This is a genomic window from Bacillus cereus (assembly GCF_002564555.1).
In the GTDB taxonomy this organism is placed as follows: domain Bacteria; phylum Bacillota; class Bacilli; order Bacillales; family Bacillaceae_G; genus Bacillus_A; species Bacillus_A cereus_K.
Window position 1 is genome coordinate 1 of sequence record NZ_NUVD01000096.1, and the last position, 19319, is coordinate 19319.

The window sequence follows — 19319 nt, forward strand, 5'->3', positions numbered from 1 at the left end:
TACTTGATTTCGTTAAATATAAATTAAGTATATTAATTTTTTAAAGTGGATAAACATAATTTGAAGAATAATACATATAATATTTTTGAATAAATATTAGTGTTATAGGAAGTGAAAAGTTGAGCATTCTATTAGAAAGGATGTTCATTTTGTTATGAATATTTTGGGATTTATTATTTACTAGATGAATAAATGAAATTGGGGGAGAACATATGAAAGTGATCTTTCAAAGAGAAGGCGGAGGAAAAATTTTTGAATCGTATGATGAAAATGTAAGTGATTTATTAGCTGTATTAAAAGAAACAAAAGGGATTAAAATTGGGATGGTTGAGTATGAAGTGTTAAAGTACGAAATAGAGTATTTTCGTCATCCGAAAAAAGGAGAAACTGAGAGGGAGTTACATATAATAATACATCCTAAATATATTTAATTCATGGTAGCAATATAAATCTATTATGATAACAAATGATTATTTGGTATTGTCCACTGTAATACAATATGTACGAAAAAAGAGTGTAAATCGCTCTCTTTTCATAGAAACTTATAAGGGATAAATTGAGTTACATTATAAATTTCTTAAGTTTTGTGAGTTCGTTCATTATAATGTATGTTTTCGATTAAGAATGGTTAATACAAAAAAATAAAACTTTGTAGTTTAGGAAGTGATTTTATATTTAATGAAACTTGCATTCCAGAAAGAACGCTAGTCAGGATAAAAAATAAACTTGAAAATATAAAATACTAGAAAAAACGATTTCATTTTATGTGAAATCGTTTTTTTATTTGTTAAATGTATTTCAATGTGTAGAGGGTGGAAAGTTTGTTTTAATGGGAAATAAACAATATTGATAAATTTCAATGATTGAAATTACATTTTGCTAAAAAATATAAATATGCCTCTTCTCAAAGGAACGTAGGTTCGTGTATAATTAGAACAAACGTTCTTTTGAGTGCAGAAATTATACAATTTATAAATAAATACGAACGTAGTAAGTACTAAAAAATGATTGAGTAACAGTATGTGTGAAATAGAATGGATAAATGTTCAAGGAGAAAAAGAAATGAATCATGTAAAGAGGCAGAAAGAAGAAAGAGAATGGGTTCCATTTACAGTAATGTCGGAACAATTGTTAAGTATGAGAAAAGTTATTGGTGAGAAGTTAAAAGTGCAAAGGCCGATAGTAACAAATGAAGCAAAAGAAAGAATTTCTGATAAAGTGTTAACGGCATTATTGTCTGAGCAAGAAATGCTGGTGACATATTTTGAAGATGGCTACTTACTAACAAATTATATGACAATCGTGCATATTAACCCAGTAAGGCAGATTATAATATGTACAGACGCATTTTATAAAACTCATGTATTGAATGTTATTGATATAATTGAAATAACGTAAAGAAGCTGAGCTTTAATATCCAGCTTCTTTTATTTCTGATAGATGGAAGAAAACATGCGAAATAGCAGCTAGCGTAAAGCTAGCTGCTAAGCCCCAGGGAAAGGGAGAAAAAGATAGGGTACTCCAATATTCAATAATAGCTGTGAAACAGCCTGATTATAGTATAGACAGATTTAAAATTCCTATACAGAAAGCTAAAAAATAGGATTAGGCTGTACCCACTTGATTTTGATCTGCAAGGTCCGAATCAAACGTATTAGTCGCACTAACACCGCTAAAAGTATTAACAACAAAGCCAACGTTTGATGCGCCAGATCCATTGTAAGCTTTCGTATTTTCTTTTGGAGAAACATTGTAGAAATCACCTAAATTAAATGAACCATTACTATTTTGTACAACTAAATTTCCTACAACTGAAGGCATGATTTTCACCTGCTTTATAATTAATTGTTAACATTACTATATGGAGTTAAAGTCCAAATGGTTCTTATAACAAAAATTGTGGAATAGTAAAACGTTTAAAGCGTAGCTTTTAATAAAAGTGTGTTAAAATTAATGTAAAGTTGAATAATTAAAAGAATTAATTTGTATAATTAATATATACGAAAATAAGGGGGCAAAATGTTATGAATAATGTTATAAAAAAAGTAGATTTAACAGATGCAAAATCAAGTAATCTTGTTGCGCTTATTTATAGCAATGAAGTTATATTGGTTGAAGACGCATTTTGTCCAAATGAAATAAAATTAAAGTTTAACGAAATTGCAATTTTATCTGCAATTAAAACAGCTCATATTGCGAAAGTGCCCATCAGAAAAGAACTTGAAGCGCTTTTTCATGATACCGGAGTATTACTGGTGAAACAAAGTGCTGAATTTGGTAACAGTCAATCAATAACAATGCATTTTGAGCAATTCAAAAAATTACAATGTGAGATTGAGCTTTTAAATAAAAATATGTAATAAGGGTAGATGGAGATTCATAAATAATGCTGCAAATAATTAAATTTGGTACCCACGCTAACCAAGCAATAACAGCGTAACTAAGTTCAAACTGCTCTATTCCAAAAAGCAATACAAATAAAGGTAGCCAAATTCTTAATGTAACTGCCGCAAAAGTGCTTTTTTGTATTATAAACACATTATAGAATGCACAAAATTACGTATGGAAAATAAAATATGTGATTAAGGGTGACTTTTGGTTATTTCGAAAGTATTAGAAAATACTTAAATAGGTGATAAAAATGAATCCAAGCAGTTTAAAAGTGACAGGAGCATGGTTTCAAGTAGGAGGAAATCTTACAGCGGCTATTGGAACGACAAGAGGATTTAATGGCGAAGAGAAAGTTGAATCGGGTCTTGTTATTGTAGGAAGTTCATTACAAGCCCTTGGGTATATATTACAAATTATAGCGAGTAACTATACTGAAGATAAAGATAAAAGCGAGAATCAAAATATATCCTTGGATAATAAAAGTAAAGCAATTGATAAAATGGGCATTGAGTTATTAGCATTAGGGAATATATCAAATGTAATAGGAACATATTTTAACATAGGTGAACAATTGAAAGAGAATGATTATCTTATAATTGTTGGGAACAGTTTACAATCGATTGGTGCTTTTTTAGGCGTAGAAGCAGCTTTGATTGAGATGAAAGCAATACAGAGAATCATTGTACTAGGTAATTCTATGCAAAGTTTAGGGGCTGGACTACAAGCGTATCAAGGTATAATAAATTTATCGAAGGATGAAATAGAAAACGAAGATAGTATTCTTGACAAGAAGAATGAAAGGATAATAGCACTGATTGGTATTTGGATACAGGCAATAGGAACGGTAATTTCTGCGATTGGATTAACTGTAATAGAGGAAGAAGAAAGGTTAGAAAAAATAAAAACACGAAAATACTTATTAAAAGAAAGTAAGGCTAATTGCAATATTTGATGTAGGACAAGATTGACATAGTAGGTTTTTTTACGCATGAATAGAATATATAATATAAGAAAAGATTTTATTGATGAATTGAGATTTATGAAATGCCAAAATAATAGCATGTGCTAACGTATGAAAAGAAGAGATATAAAAAATACAAAGCAAGGAGTATACAAGAGATGATGTATTTATTAGCAATTTTTCTTCCACCTGTAGCTGTATTATTTTGCGGAAAGCCATTTCAAGCAATAATAAATTTCGTTTTAACATTAATATTTTGGGTTCCAGGAGCAATACACGCGATTTTAGTTGTACATGATAAAAAGGCTGATCGGAGATTGAAAAAACAAATTCAAGCATATGATGAAATTAATAAGAGAAATAGAAGGTAACTAGGTCGTGAAAATGTTTTTAAAAGAAAGGAGGATTAACCTCCTTTCTTTTTTATATGATGCTAAAGTTTAAATTTTAGTATAGCGGAAAGAATTTTTAATGTAAGTTTTATGATAATAGCTTTTAGATTGTGCGTTTAACAAGCCAGTGTAAATACTTTCTGGGACATTAAAAAAATCGTATATACCATTCTTTAATTGGATTCGTAAAATCATAGAAGAAGGGTTATAACCAACAGCAACCAAGTTTTTGGATATAACAGGAGATAGTTTCATTAGCAGGCAACTCCTTACTTTTTGATGTTTTCTTATAGAAAGGGTGATTGAGTTGTTCAAAGGTAAATATTAAATGTAGTATTTATAGCTAATATATTAGATCTTTCCTATACCTATTTATAAGGAAGTTCACACGAAGTTCATATCGATATGCTATTTTTATTTCACCTTTGATTTATTAATAAGAAAATATTGACCATTTGAAAAAAAAGTATATTATTTATACGAGGTATTAAAAATTTATCTCTTCCATTCTATGCGTAATGGGGCAGCTTTATTAGACGGAATAGAGATAAAAATAATCTGTGAATTAGGAAGAAATTGAATACTTCCAGCGAACACTCTTTCTAAATGTTAAGCTGTTTGGAAAAGTGACCTCAATATTTTTAAGTAACTCAGCGGGAGAATTGAAAGGCAGGAGAAAGTAACATGTCAGAAAATTATCGTTCTCGAGAGGAGCGACGACAAGTTCAAAAGAAAAAACAGCCAGCTTCTAAAAAAACAAAACCAAAAGGTAAAACATCGTTTTTCCGCAAGTTTTTAATCACTTGTTTACTACTTGGTATCGTAGGTTTAGTCGCGGGGGTCGCTACCTTTTTTGTTATGATAAAGGATGCGCCAAAACTTGAGAAAGCAAAACTTGTTAATCCGCTATCCTCAAAAATTTATGATAAAGACGGGAATTTGGTATATGAATATGGAAAAGAAAAAAGGACAAATGTTACGTATGATCAAATTCCTAAATTAGTTGAAAATGCATTTTTAGCTACGGAAGATGCACGTTTTTACGAGCATAGTGGAGTTGATTTTAAGGGTACTGCACGTGCGGTTTTAGTTAGCCTTAAAGGAGATTATGGCTCTCAAGGTGGAAGTACGATAACGCAGCAAGTTATTAAAAACTACTTCTTATCAATGGAAAAAACGTCAAAGCGTAAGATTCAGGAAATATATTTAGCATATAAGCTAGAACAGCAGTATTCAAAACATGAAATATTAGAGATGTACTTAAACAAAATTAATTTAGGTAACCGTTCATATGGAATCGCAACAGCAGCACAAAACTACTACGGTAAAGAATTAAAAGATTTAACATTACCAGAAGTTGCGATGCTTGCAGGTTTACCGAAAGCACCAAATAACTATGATCCAACGAAACCAGAAAATGTTCAAAGAGCAACAGAAAGAAGAAATACTGTACTAGGATTAATGAATCGACATGGTTATATTACAAAAGAAGAAATGGAAGAAGCATCCAAAGTTCCAGTAACTGATGGACTTAAGCCAGCAACAGAACTTCAAGCAATGCCATATCCTGCATTTATGGATGCGGTTGTAAAAGAAGTAGAAAAAGAATTACCAGATGCTAACATTGGTTCTGATGGTTTAGAAATTTATACAACATTGGATCAGAATGCACAAAAATTAGCTGATAATATTTTAAATACTAATATTATTGATTATCCAAATGATAAATTCCAAGGTGCTTTCACATTTATGGATACGAAAACAGGGGAAGTTCGTGCTATAGGTAGCGGACGCGGTGAAAATAAAGCTGTATTTAAAGGGCATAATATGGCCATTGAATTAGATCGTGCAGCTGGTTCGACAATGAAGCCAATCTTTGATTACGCTCCTGCTATTGAGTATTTAAAATGGGCTACATATCATCAAATTGATGATTCTCCATTTAAGTATTCAACTGGACAAGAAGTTCGAAATGCAGACAGAAGTCATTTAGGTCCAATTACAATGCGTGAAGCATTAAAGATGTCACGTAATGTTCCGGCAGTTAAAACTGCAAAAGAAGTAGGAATTAGTAAATCGAAAGAATTCTCTGAGAAACTAGGTATCACATTTAATAAAGCACCGACAGAATCTACAGCGATTGGTACAAACGAAGTATCGCCAACTGAAATAGCGGGTGCTTATGCGGCGTTTGGTAATGATGGTAAGTATACGAAGCCGCATTTTGTTAAGAAAGTAGTTTACCCAGACGGCAAGTCACAAAGTTTTGGACAAAAGCCAAAACAAGTTATGGCGGATTCTACAGCATATATGATTACTGATATGCTTCGTTCTGTAGTTACATCAGGTACTGGTACAGCTGCGAATATAAGTTCTTTAGATATCGCGGGTAAAACGGGTACAACAAACTATGATTCAAAACAATTAGCACAATATAACATTCCAGAAAGTGCAACTCGTGATAGTTGGTTTGCAGGTTATACGCCGCAGTATACGATGGCAGTATGGACTGGATATATGAAAGATGGTAAAGACGAGTATATTAGTAGTAAAAATACGAAAATTGCACAGTTGATCTTTAAAGAAATGATGAGCGAGATGGCTACAGATACATCCCGATTTAAAATGCCTAGTAGTGTTGTTCAAGAAGGTAGTGAATTGCGTATAAAAGGTGAAAAACGTGATTCTTCACCAAATACGAGCGTACCGAATACAACAGAACAGCCAAAACGTGATCAACAGCAAAAAACTGAAGATGAAAAAAAGCAAGAGGAACTTAAGAAACAGGAAGAATTAAAGAAGCAAGAAGAACAAAAGAAACAAGAAGAACTGAAGAATCAAGAAGAACAAAAGAAACAGGAAGAACAAAAGAAACAAAATGAACAAAACAACGGAAATGGACAAGGAAATACAACTCCGCCAAATAACGGAGGAGGACAAGGGAATACAACTCCGCCAAATAACGGAGGAGGACAAGGAAATACAACTCCGCCGAATAACGGAGGAGGACAAGGAAATACAACTCCGCCGAATAATGGGGGAGGACAAGGAAATACAACACCACCGAATAATGGGGGAGGACAAGGAAATACAACACCACCAGCGACAACACCACCAAGTAATGGCGGAAATGCAGGAGATGCTCCTGCAAATAATGGATAATAAGAAAAGTTAATAAAAAGTGATTAAAAAAAGTCGAATTTCTTAATATAAGGAATTCGACTTTTTTATGTTGAAAATTGATTGGAATTTAATGTAGGAGCTATTCAGTGATGTTTTTTAAATGTTAAAAGTACCATAGAAATTTTGAAAATAAATTGATGGAAAGTGATAAAAGACTTGAGAGGGAAGCGATGGGGGGAAACTGGGATTAAAAAAGGTAGTACTACTTGGATGTGTGCCATGGTGCCAAAATGAGGGGGTGACTTGACCGGGAAATTGATATTGTTGCCAAGTTGCGGGAAGTTCAATGCCAACATCGGAACTTGCTGTATGGACGGCTGGAACGTGTATTTCGGGAGTCGAAGGAACCACGACAGTTACTCTTGATGATACCCACATAAAAATAATCACTCCTAAGTTGTGATAATAAATTAGTTTATTCTTTTCACACGAATAAAGGTACATATAAATAGAACTTTTGGTTAAAACATACGTCCAAAGTTGTAAGACCGATTAAAGCTGATAGTGGACTATATAATATGAAAAGATACGTCTTATTGCTGAGGGAAAAGAGATAGAGAGAATGTAAAATGAGAAAGTTAGTCGCGATATTTTACGTATTTATGGAGGTTTTTTTATGGAACGATTATGGACGAAATCATTTATTCAAATGACTTTCGCGATGTTATTTTTATTTACAGGGTTTTATTTACTTGTTCCAACGCTACCTCTTTTTATTAAAGAGATTGGTGGAAATGAATCACAAGTTGGACTCATGATGGGAATGTTTACAATAGCGGCAGTCGTAATACGTCCAATTATTGGAGGTATGTTAGATCAATATGGAAGGAGATCTTTTATTATTTTCGGACTCATCTTTTTTGGAATAACGATGTATTCTTATAATTTAGCATCGTCTATTATCCTTTTAGCGGTTTTACGTGTAATTCACGGAGTGACATGGGCTGTTTCTACAACAGCTGTTGGCACAGCAATAACTGATATCATTCCAGATTCACGCCGCGGAGAAGGTATGGGCTGGTACGGGATGGCGATGACAATTGCAATGGCAATTGGTCCGATGATTGGATTATGGGTTGTACAAAATTATTCATTTCATGGTCTATTCTTATTGGCAACTCTATTATCTTTTATGGCGGTCGTATTATCATTAATAACGAAGATACCATTTACACCACAAAATGAAAAAGGGCAAATTCAGTTGTTTGAAAAATCTGTTTTATCAATTACAATTGTTGTTTTCTTTTTATCGTTTGCATATGGAGGTATTACAACATTTTTACCGTTATTTGCATCATTAATTGATGTGAATCCTGGGACATTTTTTCTTGTATATGCAATTGCTTTAACCGTTGTAAGGCCGATTTCAGGTAAATTATTAGATAAATATGGAGAAGTCTTTATCATACTCCCAGCACTATGTATTACCATTTTAGCTATAGTTGTATTAACTATTTCAAATAGTTTAATGGGTGTAATTATCGCAGCGGCATTATACGGGGTTGGATTCGGTTCAGCACAGCCTGCTTTGCAAGCAGCGATGCTTACAATTGTTGCTCCAAGTAAAAGAGGAGTTGCTAACGCTTCATTTTTTACTGCATTTGATTTAGGCATTGGATTAGGTGCAATTTTACTTGGATTTGTTTCACAAATATTTGGTTACCGTATTTTATTCACAGGTAGTGCAATTTCAGGATTAATAGCTTTAATTATATTCGTCATTTTTGTAAAGCAAAGATTAGGCAAAAAAGATTTTGCCTAATCAGGAGGATCGGAGATGAAAATTTTAATTGATCATGATGCTCTACAATGGTTTAAGGAAAAACATGATGAATCTATTTGATTTATTGTAAGATACGGAGGAAACAGCTCGATTCGGCTAGGGAATTTTGTAGGAACTGTTTCTGAGAAACTAGTTAATGAAATAGTGTCAGTTGAGAAAGACGTTTTTGTATTATGATAGATTTTGATAATCTTTAGTACTACAAAAACTATGATTTAGTTGTTAGCTATCGTAAAGAAACGGAAGAAATTCAATTTAATTATGTAAAATAATAACTTTATTAAAAATAAATAAATTTTATATAAGAATTATATTTATGGGAATATGAAATAAATATTATACAAAAAACGAGCTGTGCATGAGTACAGCTCGTTTTTTGTATTTGTTAAAGAAAAGGAGATTAAAGGTATATTTAGTGGGTTTATATGGATAATTGTTATATTTCGTTTTAAAAAGTCACTAAAGGATGTTTGTTCAGTCTTTATAAAATGTAAAAGTTATTTTTAAAAAATTGTATTATTACATCGGTAAAAGTATAGGAAACTTATCATTATAAAATAAATTGAAATCTTCTAAAAACTCTGATACATTGAAATAGAAATGTAGTTTCACAGTATTGTAAAGGCTAACAGTTATGTGCACGAAGATCTATTAGGATTGGAGGAAATAATGATGAAAGCTGAAGAAAAATTTTCCCCGGGATTAGACGGTGTAGTAGCAGCGGAGACGAAAATTTCGTTTCTTGACACAGTAAAAGGTGAAATTGTAATTCAAGGGTATGATTTAATCGAACTCTCAAAAACAAAAGAGTATTTAGACATTGTGCACCTTTTATTGGAAGAACATCTACCGAATGAGGATGAAAAAGCAACACTTGAAAAGAAATTAAAAGAAGAATATGCGGTACCAGAAGGTGTATTCAATGTATTAAAGGCATTACCTAAAGAAACGCATCCTATGGATGGGCTACGTACAGGTGTGTCTGCATTAGCTGGTTACGATAATGATATCGAAAACCGCTCATTAGAAGTGAATAAAAGCAGAGGGTACAAGCTGTTAAGTAAAGTACCAAACATTGTAGCGAATAGCTATCATATTTTAAATAATGAGGAGCCAATTCAGCCTCTTCAAGAATTGTCATATAGTGCGAATTTCTTCTATATGTTAACTGGAAAAAAACCAACTGAGCTTGAAGAGAAGATCTTTGATCGTTCCCTTGTTTTATATAGTGAACATGAAATGCCAAACTCTACATTTACCGCTCGCGTAATTGCATCAACGCAATCGGATTTATACGGTGCTTTAACAGGTGCAGTTGCATCTCTAAAAGGTAGCTTACACGGCGGTGCAAATGAAGCAGTTATGTACATGCTTTTAGAAGCTGGTAATGTTGAGAAATTTGAAGAGTTATTACAAAAGAAACTTTATAACAAAGAAAAAATTATGGGCTTTGGACATCGCGTATATATGAAGAAGATAGATCCAAGAGCACTTATGATGAAGGAAGCTTTAAAACAGCTTTGTGATGTAAAAGGCGATTATACACTATATGAAATGTGTGAAGCTGGAGAGAAGATTATGGAGAAGGAAAAAGGCATTTATCCGAATCTTGATTACTATGCTGCTCCAGTATATTGGATGCTTGGTATTCCAATTCAACTTTACACACCAATATTCTTTAGTTCTAGAACAGTAGGGCTATGTGCACACGTAATTGAGCAACATGCGAACAATCGTTTGTTCCGTCCACGTGTAAATTATATTGGCGAGCGACATGTATTTAGTAAATAAAAACAACTGGGGAGTTGTTAGCGCCGCCCGCCAGATGGGTGTTTGACCGACACCCATCATTAATAATAACGAATTTTCGACAGAAAGGGAAGAATAGTATGATTAAAACAAATGAAATTAAACAAAAAGATGCATTATTAGAAGAGATTACGGATTATGTATTAAATAAAGAGGTAACAAGTGCAGAAGCATTCAGCACTGCTCGCTACGTATTACTAGATACACTTGGATGTGGAATTTTAGCACTTCAATATCCAGAGTGTACGAAATTATTAGGACCAGTTGTACCGGGAACAATCGTGCCAAATGGTACACGTGTGCCAGGAACGTCTTATGTACTAGATCCAGTGAAAGGTGCATTCAATATTGGATGTATGATCCGTTGGTTGGACTATAACGATACTTGGCTTGCAGCAGAGTGGGGACATCCATCTGATAACTTAGGCGGTATTTTAGCTGTTGCAGATTATATTAGCCGTGTTCGTATTTCAGAAGGAAAAGAACCATTAAAAGTACGTGAAGTATTAGAAATGATGATTAAAGCACATGAAATTCAAGGTGTACTTGCTTTAGAAAATAGTTTAAACCGCGTTGGTCTTGACCATGTATTATACGTAAAAGTAGCAACAACTGCTGTAGTTGCGAAAATGCTTGGTGGAACACGTGAAGAAATCTTTAATGCATTATCACATGCGTGGATTGATAATTCTAGTCTTCGTACATATCGTCATGCTCCAAATACTGGCTCACGTAAATCATGGGCAGCAGGTGATGCAACGAGCCGCGGTGTTCATCTTGCAATGACTGCTCTAAAAGGTGAAATGGGTTACCCAACAGCATTATCTGCACCAGGATGGGGATTCCAAGATGTATTATTCAATAAACAAGAATTAAAATTAGCTAGACCACTAGAGTCATATGTAATGGAAAATGTATTATTTAAAGTATCATATCCAGCAGAATTCCATGCACAAACAGCTGCAGAATGTGCAGTGAAGTTACATCCGGAAATTAAAGAAAGATTAGATGAAATTGATCGTATTACAATTACAACTCATGAATCAGCAATTCGTATTATCGACAAAGAAGGTCCATTAAATAACCCAGCTGATCGTGATCATTGCTTACAATATATTACGGCAATCGGTTTATTAAAAGGTGATATCGTTGCGGACGATTATGAGGATGTAGTAGCAAATGATACACGTGTAGATGAATTACGTAATAAGATGGTTGTTGTTGAGAACAAGCAGTACAGTTTAGATTATCTTGACCCGAACAAGCGCTCAATCGCCAACGCTGTTCAAGTTCACTTTAAAGATGGTACTGTAACAGAAAATGTGGAATGTGAATACCCACTAGGTCACCGTTTCCGTAGAGACGAAGCGATTCCAAAAGTTGTTCAAAAATTCACTGCAAATATGGCAGGACATTATTCTAATAAGCAACAAGAACAAATTCATGAAGTTTGTTTAAATGAAGAAAAACTAGAAAATATGAATGTAAATGAATTTGTAGATCTATTCTTAATTTAATAATAGGGGGAATCTAGAATGGCTTGGGTTGTGAATAAACAGTCAACACAAGAAGAGCTTGCGAATTGCTTCCGAGTTTTAGTAGAAGCAAATGAAATTTTGCAAATTCCAGGTGCTCATGATGCAATGGCAGCTCTTGTTGCGAAAAATACAGGTTTTTCAGCTCTTTATTTATCGGGAGCTGCTTATACTGCAAGTAAAGGGCTACCAGATTTAGGAATCGTGACCTCTACTGAAGTAGCAGAGAGAGCAAGAGATTTAGTAAGAGCTACAGATTTACCAGTTCTTGTTGACATTGATACAGGATTTGGTGGAGTACTAAACGTAGCGAGAACAGCTGTAGAAATGGTAGAAGCGAAAGTAGCTGCTGTTCAAATTGAAGATCAGCAATTACCAAAGAAATGCGGCCATTTAAATGGCAAGAAACTTGTTTCTACAGAAGAATTAGTTCAAAAGATTAAAGCGATTAAAGAAGTTGCACCAAGCTTATATATTGTAGCACGCACTGATGCTCGCGGCGTTGAAGGACTAGAGGCAGCGATTGAAAGAGCGAACGCATATGTTAAAGCGGGGGCAGATGCGATTTTCCCTGAAGCACTTCAATCAGAAGAGGAATTCCGTCTATTTAATAGTAAAGTAAATGCACCTTTATTAGCGAATATGACTGAGTTCGGGAAAACACCATATTATAGTGCAGAGGAATTTGCGAATATGGGCTTCCAAATGGTTATTTATCCTGTAACTTCACTTCGCGTAGCAGCGAAAGCGTATGAGAATGTGTTTACTTTAATTAAGGAAACAGGTTCTCAAAAAGATGCACTTTCTAATATGCAAACGAGAAGTGAGTTATATGAAACAATTTCATATCATGACTTTGAAGAGTTAGATACTGGTATTGCAAAAACAGTATTATCAGAAGATCAATAGATAAAACAGCGAAGGCGATGAAAATACATCTTTGGCAAAATAAAATGCTTGATGTGAAAAATCATCGTCTTCTATTTTCAAAAAAAGATATTCCACTCATCGTAGACGAGCATAAGCAAAAAAGCTATGAAAGCCGAATGATAGGGGGATACATATGGAGAAAACGAAGTTATCATGGGATGAATTTTTTTCACTCAATAAAGATGTAAATCATACTTACTTTACACCAGAAGATTTTTCAGGTGATGAGGAATTAATCGCAAAAACAACTGAACAATTCGTTAAACAAGAAATTGTTCCACAAATGGAGAACATTGAACAACATAACTATAAAGTTTCTCGTCAATTATTTGAAAAAGCTGGAGAACTTGGACTATTAAGTATCGAAGTCCCAGAAGAATACGGCGGGTTCGAGTTAGGAAAGGCAGTTTCAGGACTAGTAGCAGAAAAAATGGGATATGCTGGTGCATTTAGCGTTTCATTTAATATACATGCTGGTGTAGGTACATTGCCTTACATATATTACGGAACGAAAGAACAGAAAGAAAAATATTTACCAAAAATTGCTTCAGGAGAATGGATTGGTGCTTATGCACTAACTGAGCCAAATGCTGGTTCGGATGCATTAAGTGCAAAAACGAGCGCAGTATTGAACGAAGATGGTACAGCTTGGAAGTTAAATGGCGAAAAGCAGTGGATTACAAATGCTCATATGGCAGATGTATACGTTGTTTTTGCGAAGACAAATAAAGGAATGACAGCGTTTATTGTCGAAAGAACATGTGAAGGTGTATCCATTGGATTAGAAGAAAAGAAAATGGGTATTAAAGGTTCTTCAACAGCGACTCTTATTTTAGAAGATGTTGTTATCCCTGCTGAAAATGTTTTAGGGGAAGTTGGGAAAGGGCATCACGTAGCTCTTAATATTCTTAACTTCGCTAGACTAAAACTTGCTTTTGGAAATATTGGAACAGCAAAACAAGCAATTGGTTTGTCAGTTCAATATGGAAAAGAGCGAAAACAGTTCCAAACAGAATTAGTAGACTTTACGATGATTCAAGAGAAAATTGCAAATATGATCATCGCTACATATGGAGCAGAAAGCGCGGCTTACCGTACAGCAGGTGTAATTGATGACGCAATTCATGAGAGCGATGGGGATCTTATGCAAAAAATGTCCCAATTTGCAATTGAATGTGCACTGAATAAAGTGAACGCTTCTGAAACACTTGGCCATATCGTAGATGAAGCTGTACAAATTCATGGTGGTTACGGTTATATGCAAGAATATGAAGTAGAACGATTATATCGTGATGCTAGAATTAGTCGTATTTTCGAAGGAACGAATGAAATTAACAGATTAACAGTTGCCAAAATGTTAATGAAGCAAATCGAGCAAATAGAAGATACTGAAGTAGAAATTGATGTAGCAAATGTAGAAAGAAACCATCGTTACATTTTATTAGCGAAAAAATTGTTGAAACAATCTTTGAAAACGCTCTCTAAAACACCGGGCTTAAAAATTGATCAAGAGCAAGAATATTCACGTGTATTATCAAATATGTTGACGGACGTGTACGTCATGGAATCAGCATTTTTACGTACGAGTAAAGCGATTAGTAAAAGTGGTGAAGAAAAAGAGCGTACGAAACAAATGATAACGGATGTTATTTGTGAAGAAGGTTATCGTAAAGTAGAAGAAGCGGCAATTTCCATACTTTCAGCGGCTGTCACAGAAGAACAAGATAGACACGTAATTTTAACTGAAATTCGTCAATTAGTATTGCCTTTATACACGAACGTATTTACGAAAAAGAGAGAAATTGCGAAAGCCATTATAAATCGCGGGAAATATATTGTGTAAATAGGAGGAAAGCGATATGAAAAAGATTGGTTTTATCGGTTTAGGTAACATGGGTCTTCCGATGTCTAAAAATTTAGTTAAATCTGGTTACACAGTATACGGTGCGGATTTAAATAAAGAGGCTGAAGCTTCCTTTGAAAAAGAAGGAGGAATTATCGGCCTATCAATCTCAAAACTAGCAGAAACATGTGATGTGGTTTTTACAAGTTTACCTTCACCTCGTGCTGTTGAAGCGGTATATTTTGGAGAAGAAGGATTATTTGCAAATAGCCACTCGAATGTAGCTTTAATAGATACAAGTACAGTATCTCCACAGTTAAACAAACAGTTAGAAGAGGCAGCGAAAGAAAAGAAAGTAGACTTTTTAGCAGCACCTGTTAGTGGTGGAGTAATTGGAGCAGAAAACCGCACATTGACGTTTATGGTTGGTGGATCAAAAGATGTTTATGATAAGACTGAACCTATCATGGAAGTATTAGGAGCGAATATTTTCCACGTTAGTGAGAAAATTGATAGTGGTACAACTGTTAAATTAATTAATAATCTATTAATTGGTTTTTATACAGCTGGTGTGAGTGAAGCATTAACATTAGCGAAGAAAAGTGATATGGATTTAGATAAATTGTTTGATATTTTAAATGTTAGTTACGGTCAAAGTAGAATTTATGAGCGTAATTATAAAAGCTTCATTGCAACAGAAAACTACGAACCAGGCTTTACTGTAAATCTATTAAAGAAAGATTTAGGATTTGCGGTTGATTTAGCGAAAGAAAATGAACTGCACTTACCAGTAAGTGAAATGCTATTAAATTTATACGATGATGCAAGTCAGGCAGGATATGGTGAAAATGATATGGCTGCATTATTTAAGAAAATTAGCGAACAATTAATTTCTAATCAAAAATAATAAATCTAGTTCATTCATAAAAAAGGAGAGATTATAATGATTACAACTGAAATTAAACGAGTGAAAAATCATATTAATGGCGAGTGGGTTGAATCAACAGGTACGGAAGTAGAAGCGGTTCCAAATCCAGCGACTGGACAAATTATTGCTTATGTTCCGCTATCTCCGAAAGAAGACGTTGAAAAAGCTGTTGAAGCGGCAAAAGCAGCATTCGAAACATGGTCCAAAGTACCAGTTCCAAATCGCTCAAGACAGCTATACAAGTATTTACAACTGTTACAAGAAAATAAAGATGAACTTGCAAAAATTATTACGCTAGAAAACGGTAAAACGCTAACAGATGCATCTGGTGAAGTACAGCGTGGTATTGAGGCGGTAGAATTAGCAACATCTACACCGAATTTAATGATGGGACAAGCTCTTCCAAATATCGCTAGCGGAATTGATGGATCGATTTGGCGCTATCCAATCGGAGTTGTTGCTGGTATTACACCGTTCAACTTCCCTATGATGATTCCATTATGGATGTTCCCACTTGCGATTGCTTGTGGTAATACGTTCGTATTAAAGACATCAGAAAGAACACCGCTTTTAGCAGAGCGACTTGTAGAGTTATTCTACGAGGCTGGTTTTCCAAAAGGGGTATTAAATTTAGTGCAAGGCGGAAAAGATGTTGTAAATAGTATTTTAGAAAGTAAAGATATCCAAGCAGTTTCGTTCGTTGGCTCTGAGCCAGTGGCACGTTACGTATATGAAACAGGTACGAAACATGGAAAACGTGTACAAGCGTTAGCAGGTGCGAAAAACCATGCGATTGTAATGCCAGATTGCAACCTTGAGAAAACAGTACAAGGTGTAATTGGATCTGCATTTGCAAGTAGTGGAGAACGCTGCATGGCATGCTCTGTTGTAGCGGTAGTAGATGAAATTGCTGATGAATTCATTGATGTATTAGTAGCAGAGACGAAGAAATTAAAAGTAGGTGATGGCTTCCACAAAGATAATTATGTTGGACCATTAATCCGTGAATCTCATAAAGAACGTGTTTTAGGCTATATTAATAGCGGTGTAGCTGATGGAGCAACTTTATTAGTAGATGGCCGCAAAATTAATGAAGAAGTTGGAGAAGGTTACTTTGTTGGTGCAACAATCTTTGATGGCGTAAATCAAGAAATGAAAATTTGGCAAGATGAGATTTTCGCTCCTGTATTAAGCATTGTACGAGTGAAAGATTTAGAAGAGGGTATCAAGCTGACAAATCAATCTAAATTTGCAAATGGTGCTGTTATTTATACTTCAAACGGTAAGCATGCACAAACGTTCCGTGATAACATCGATGCTGGTATGATCGGTGTAAACGTAAACGTTCCAGCACCAATGGCATTCTTCGCATTTGCAGGAAATAAAGCTTCATTCTTTGGTGATTTAGGTACAAATGGTACAGATGGCGTTCAATTCTATACGCGTAAAAAGGTTGTAACTGAGCGCTGGTTTTAAAAATAGTATGTAAATTGTTACATAAAAAAGTCAAAATGAAGTGCACCCCAATTGTTAGACACTGTCTAACAATTGGAGGTGCATTTTTTATGGCTAAATTTTCTTCAAAAGAAAAAATCCAAGCGGTGAAACGATATTTAGATGGTTCAGAAAGTGGAAAATTAATTGCTAAATCTATAGGAGTTACTCCTGGCTTACTACGTGAGTGGAGTAGGCGATATGAATCTTCAGGTGAATGCTCGTGCTTTTATGAATAATCCAGATTTGATTTTAGCCGATGAGCCTACTGCTAGTTTGGACTCAAAACGTGCAAGAGAAGTTGTTGAAATGATGAAGAATGAAGTAAAGAAAAATAAAAAAGCAGCAATTATGATTACGCACGATGAAAAAATGCTTGATGTATGTGACCGTATATTGACGCTTAGAGATGGAAAATTACTACGGAAAAATGAAATTTAAAAATAAGTAAGTATAAAGACGCTCTTACAGATTTAGATGTAAGAGCGTTTTTTTTTATCAATTTAAAATCGTTAATTACTATATTTTTATTAAGTGTTATAATGTAATGCTTCATTCATACTCTGTTCATAATCTTTAGATAAAATAAATCTTGTAAAAGGAAGAGGAATTTTGTAAAGGGGGGATTGATGTGTTAGCATCAGCTATTACATTTATTACGGCAGCACTTATTTTTTATTCAATTGGGGTCTGGAGTGAAAAAATTCAAAAAACATTAAAACCTTGGCATGTGATTATATTTTGGGTTGGATTAGCATGCGATACGATTGGTACTACATTAATGGAGAAAATGGCTTCAGAAGGTTCTCTATTCAGCTTTCATGGGATTACGGGTTTATCAGCAATTTTACTTATGCTATTTCATGCTGTTTGGGCTACTTTAGTTTTAAAGAAGAAGGATATAAAAATGATTGCAAAGTTCCACACATTAAGTGTAATTGTGTGGTTCATTTGGTTAATTCCATATATTTCAGGGCTTGTATATGGAATGACAAACAACTCATAAAATAGATTTAAATTTTCTAAACAAAAATAATGTAGTTCATACATTTGGAGATATAATGAAGAAATTATTTAATGCAGCATTTTTTTACTTAGTGTTGCTTTTAAATAAAGTTATGATGTTTATAAAAAAGACGCGATGTTTTGAATAAAGTCACGATGTTTCAAAGAAAGTTGCGATGAAAAAAGAAATTAATCTTTTTAAGCAAAAGATTAATTTCTTTTTTTATGATTTAAATGTATTTTAACTTTATTATAAAAGAGCCTAAATCATAGCCTGTTTTTATTATAGCTATAGCTGAAATTATGGCTAATGGATATTTAATAAATGGATTTTTTGGGGATTCTTGTATATTTTTCATATTGTAAACCTCCATTGCATTGATAATCTTAGTTTATATATTATCATAAATATTTATATAATGATTAATAGTTAATATGTTTAGCTCTATTAAATATAATGGGAAAAAAGGTACTTAAATTTACAGAGAACAAAATGATCAAACTTTTTTATAAAAATTGTATACTAATTCACAAGGAAAGCATCCATTTTGAACAAACTTATTTCAAAATGGATGCTTCTTATTTACCATATAATATGTGTTTGCGTAATGTTTCTGATTAAACTTTATTCCAAACCAACACTTAGTACTAGGGTTGTTGTCTGGTATATTCGCAAGAGAGTTTACAAGGACAAAAGACATTGAAGGTTCTACTATGCTGAATGTTATACATACTCATGTACTGGTACTTGGTTTTGTATTCTTTTTAATTGCATTAGTATTATCAAAAGTATTTACAGTGCATGAAGCAAAAAGTTTTAATAAATGGTTTATTGTTTATAATTTAGGACTAATTTTAACGGTTGTAGCAATGCTAGTTCGTGGGCTTCTTCAAGTGAATGGTACTGATTTTAAAGGATTAAGTCATATGGCTGGACTGTCTCATGTAATTATTAGTGTTGGTTTGGTTTATGATGTTACTTAAGAAATCTTATAAAGAACAATAGTGAGAAATAATTACAGATTTACGGAATAAGAATATTCCCTTTGTACATTATGCCCTAAA

Annotated in this window: 18 protein-coding genes and 5 pseudogenes; 18 read left to right on the forward strand and 5 right to left on the reverse strand. The window is 33.7% G+C overall.

Annotated elements, in window-relative coordinates:
* Positions 1 to 212: 212 nt before the first annotated feature.
* A complete protein-coding gene (locus COI75_RS21875) occupies positions 213 to 431 on the forward strand; it encodes a hypothetical protein (protein WP_000864292.1) in 219 nt (72 codons plus the stop codon).
* A 631-nt stretch (positions 432 to 1062) separates the two neighbouring features.
* A complete protein-coding gene (locus COI75_RS21880) occupies positions 1063 to 1398 on the forward strand; it encodes a YolD-like family protein (protein ID WP_001017041.1) in 336 nt (111 codons plus the stop codon).
* A 207-nt stretch (positions 1399 to 1605) separates the two neighbouring features.
* Here COI75_RS21880 and gerPF read toward each other — a convergent pair whose 3' ends face one another.
* Entirely contained in the window at positions 1606 to 1821 is a 216-nt protein-coding gene (gene gerPF / locus COI75_RS21885; RefSeq protein ID WP_001141569.1) for a spore germination protein GerPF, read from the reverse strand.
* Between the two features lie 203 nt (positions 1822 to 2024).
* On the opposite strand from gerPF, the gene COI75_RS21890 reads away from it, so the two are divergent.
* Complete coding sequence (locus COI75_RS21890) at positions 2025 to 2360, forward strand: hypothetical protein (RefSeq protein WP_001066865.1); 336 nt, start codon at positions 2025 to 2027, stop codon at positions 2358 to 2360.
* Here COI75_RS21890 and COI75_RS27710 read toward each other — a convergent pair.
* Positions 2314 to 2517 (reverse strand): annotated as a pseudogene (locus tag COI75_RS27710) (DUF2306 domain-containing protein); the annotation flags it as partial. The gene COI75_RS21890 and the pseudogene COI75_RS27710 sit on opposite strands and share 47 nt — an antisense overlap.
* A gap of 124 nt (positions 2518 to 2641) precedes the next feature.
* Between COI75_RS27710 and COI75_RS21900 the strand changes: the two are divergent.
* Both COI75_RS21900 and COI75_RS21905 read left to right on the forward strand, forming a co-directional pair.
* Positions 2642 to 3343 (forward strand): DUF6944 family repetitive protein, encoded by a 702-nt coding sequence (locus COI75_RS21900; protein WP_001070048.1) that lies wholly within the window; start codon positions 2642 to 2644, stop codon positions 3341 to 3343.
* Positions 3344 to 3510: 167 nt separating this feature from the next.
* Positions 3511 to 3723, forward strand: coding sequence for a YqaE/Pmp3 family membrane protein (locus COI75_RS21905; protein ID WP_000990216.1), 213 nt, complete (start codon positions 3511 to 3513; stop codon positions 3721 to 3723).
* A gap of 69 nt (positions 3724 to 3792) precedes the next feature.
* On the opposite strand, the gene COI75_RS21910 is transcribed toward COI75_RS21905, so the two are convergent.
* Positions 3793 to 3999 carry a KTSC domain-containing protein gene (locus tag COI75_RS21910; RefSeq protein WP_000777818.1) on the reverse strand — a complete coding sequence of 69 codons (207 nt, stop codon included), beginning with the start codon at positions 3997 to 3999 and terminating at the stop codon, positions 3793 to 3795.
* 429 nt (positions 4000 to 4428) lie between these two features.
* On the opposite strand from COI75_RS21910, the gene COI75_RS21915 reads away from it, so the two are divergent.
* Positions 4429 to 6906: a transglycosylase domain-containing protein gene (locus COI75_RS21915; RefSeq protein ID WP_098448639.1), complete on the forward strand. Its 2478-nt coding sequence runs from the start codon at positions 4429 to 4431 to the stop codon at positions 6904 to 6906.
* Between the two features lie 117 nt (positions 6907 to 7023).
* Here COI75_RS21915 and COI75_RS21920 read toward each other — a convergent pair whose 3' ends face one another.
* Entirely contained in the window at positions 7024 to 7305 is a 282-nt protein-coding gene (locus tag COI75_RS21920; RefSeq protein WP_000270183.1) for a hypothetical protein, read from the reverse strand.
* Between the two features lie 238 nt (positions 7306 to 7543).
* Between COI75_RS21920 and COI75_RS21925 the strand changes: the two genes are divergently transcribed.
* The 11 genes and pseudogenes from COI75_RS21925 to COI75_RS21980 all read left to right on the forward strand — a co-directional run bounded on the left by COI75_RS21925 (position 7544) and on the right by COI75_RS21980 (position 18255).
* Positions 7544 to 8689, forward strand: a complete 1146-nt coding sequence (locus COI75_RS21925; protein WP_000440653.1) for an MFS transporter — start codon at positions 7544 to 7546, stop codon at positions 8687 to 8689.
* 15 nt (positions 8690 to 8704) lie between these two features.
* Positions 8705 to 8982: pseudogene (locus COI75_RS27450) on the forward strand (HesB/YadR/YfhF family protein).
* Between the two features lie 397 nt (positions 8983 to 9379).
* Positions 9380 to 10501 (forward strand): citrate synthase, encoded by a 1122-nt coding sequence (gene mmgD, locus COI75_RS21935; protein WP_002095668.1) that lies wholly within the window; start codon positions 9380 to 9382, stop codon positions 10499 to 10501.
* Positions 10502 to 10599: 98 nt separating this feature from the next.
* A complete protein-coding gene (prpD, locus tag COI75_RS21940; RefSeq protein ID WP_000598137.1) occupies positions 10600 to 12036 on the forward strand; it encodes a 2-methylcitrate dehydratase in 1437 nt (478 codons plus the stop codon).
* 18 nt (positions 12037 to 12054) lie between these two features.
* On the forward strand, positions 12055 to 12963 hold the full coding sequence (gene prpB / locus COI75_RS21945; RefSeq protein WP_000312641.1) for a methylisocitrate lyase: 909 nt from the start codon (positions 12055 to 12057) through the stop codon (positions 12961 to 12963).
* Between the two features lie 154 nt (positions 12964 to 13117).
* Entirely contained in the window at positions 13118 to 14827 is a 1710-nt protein-coding gene (locus COI75_RS21955) for an acyl-CoA dehydrogenase family protein (RefSeq protein ID WP_000416040.1), read from the forward strand.
* A 16-nt stretch (positions 14828 to 14843) separates the two neighbouring features.
* Positions 14844 to 15734, forward strand: a complete 891-nt coding sequence (locus tag COI75_RS21960) for an NAD(P)-dependent oxidoreductase (RefSeq protein ID WP_000719401.1) — start codon at positions 14844 to 14846, stop codon at positions 15732 to 15734.
* Positions 15735 to 15770: 36 nt separating this feature from the next.
* Positions 15771 to 17231 (forward strand): CoA-acylating methylmalonate-semialdehyde dehydrogenase, encoded by a 1461-nt coding sequence (locus COI75_RS21965; RefSeq protein WP_000633368.1) that lies wholly within the window; start codon positions 15771 to 15773, stop codon positions 17229 to 17231.
* A gap of 89 nt (positions 17232 to 17320) precedes the next feature.
* Positions 17321 to 17482 (forward strand): annotated as a pseudogene (locus tag COI75_RS21970) (transposase); the annotation flags it as partial.
* A pseudogene (locus COI75_RS21975) lies at positions 17469 to 17690 on the forward strand (hemin ABC transporter ATP-binding protein); the annotation flags it as partial. The pseudogenes COI75_RS21970 and COI75_RS21975, both read left to right, overlap by 14 nt.
* Positions 17691 to 17880: 190 nt before the next feature.
* The gene (locus COI75_RS21980; RefSeq protein ID WP_000881116.1) at positions 17881 to 18255 is read left to right on the forward strand and encodes an HsmA family protein; all 375 of its coding nucleotides are present in this window, start codon (positions 17881 to 17883) and stop codon (positions 18253 to 18255) included.
* A gap of 229 nt (positions 18256 to 18484) precedes the next feature.
* Here the strand turns inward: COI75_RS21980 and COI75_RS27455 are convergent, their stop codons facing one another.
* Entirely contained in the window at positions 18485 to 18613 is a 129-nt protein-coding gene (locus COI75_RS27455; RefSeq protein WP_000790098.1) for a hypothetical protein, read from the reverse strand.
* A 268-nt stretch (positions 18614 to 18881) separates the two neighbouring features.
* On the opposite strand from COI75_RS27455, the pseudogene COI75_RS21985 reads away from it, so the two are divergent.
* Positions 18882 to 19260: pseudogene (locus COI75_RS21985) on the forward strand (DUF2871 domain-containing protein).
* Positions 19261 to 19319 lie beyond the last annotated feature (59 nt).

Bases quoted from the DNA above. Each gene is read 5' to 3' on its own strand.
- COI75_RS21925 (WP_000440653.1), top strand. From the start codon at position 7,544: ATGGAACGATTATGGACGAAATCATTTATTCAAATGACTTTCGCGATG.
- mmgD (WP_002095668.1), top strand. From the start codon at position 9,380: ATGATGAAAGCTGAAGAAAAATTTTCCCCGGGATTAGACGGTGTAGTA.
- COI75_RS21965 (WP_000633368.1), top strand. From the start codon at position 15,771: ATGATTACAACTGAAATTAAACGAGTGAAAAATCATATTAATGGCGAG.
- COI75_RS27455 (WP_000790098.1), bottom strand. From the start codon at position 18,613: ATGAAAAATATACAAGAATCCCCAAAAAATCCATTTATTAAATATCCA.
- COI75_RS21900 (WP_001070048.1), top strand. From the start codon at position 2,642: ATGAATCCAAGCAGTTTAAAAGTGACAGGAGCATGGTTTCAAGTAGGA.
- COI75_RS21920 (WP_000270183.1), bottom strand. From the start codon at position 7,305: ATGTGGGTATCATCAAGAGTAACTGTCGTGGTTCCTTCGACTCCCGAA.
- COI75_RS21960 (WP_000719401.1), top strand. From the start codon at position 14,844: ATGAAAAAGATTGGTTTTATCGGTTTAGGTAACATGGGTCTTCCGATG.
- COI75_RS21905 (WP_000990216.1), top strand. From the start codon at position 3,511: ATGATGTATTTATTAGCAATTTTTCTTCCACCTGTAGCTGTATTATTT.
- COI75_RS21910 (WP_000777818.1), bottom strand. From the start codon at position 3,999: ATGAAACTATCTCCTGTTATATCCAAAAACTTGGTTGCTGTTGGTTAT.
- COI75_RS21955 (WP_000416040.1), top strand. From the start codon at position 13,118: ATGGAGAAAACGAAGTTATCATGGGATGAATTTTTTTCACTCAATAAA.
- prpD (WP_000598137.1), top strand. From the start codon at position 10,600: ATGATTAAAACAAATGAAATTAAACAAAAAGATGCATTATTAGAAGAG.
- gerPF (WP_001141569.1), bottom strand. From the start codon at position 1,821: ATGCCTTCAGTTGTAGGAAATTTAGTTGTACAAAATAGTAATGGTTCA.
- COI75_RS21875 (WP_000864292.1), top strand. From the start codon at position 213: ATGAAAGTGATCTTTCAAAGAGAAGGCGGAGGAAAAATTTTTGAATCG.
- prpB (WP_000312641.1), top strand. From the start codon at position 12,055: ATGGCTTGGGTTGTGAATAAACAGTCAACACAAGAAGAGCTTGCGAAT.
- COI75_RS21880 (WP_001017041.1), top strand. From the start codon at position 1,063: ATGAATCATGTAAAGAGGCAGAAAGAAGAAAGAGAATGGGTTCCATTT.
- COI75_RS21915 (WP_098448639.1), top strand. From the start codon at position 4,429: ATGTCAGAAAATTATCGTTCTCGAGAGGAGCGACGACAAGTTCAAAAG.
- COI75_RS21890 (WP_001066865.1), top strand. From the start codon at position 2,025: ATGAATAATGTTATAAAAAAAGTAGATTTAACAGATGCAAAATCAAGT.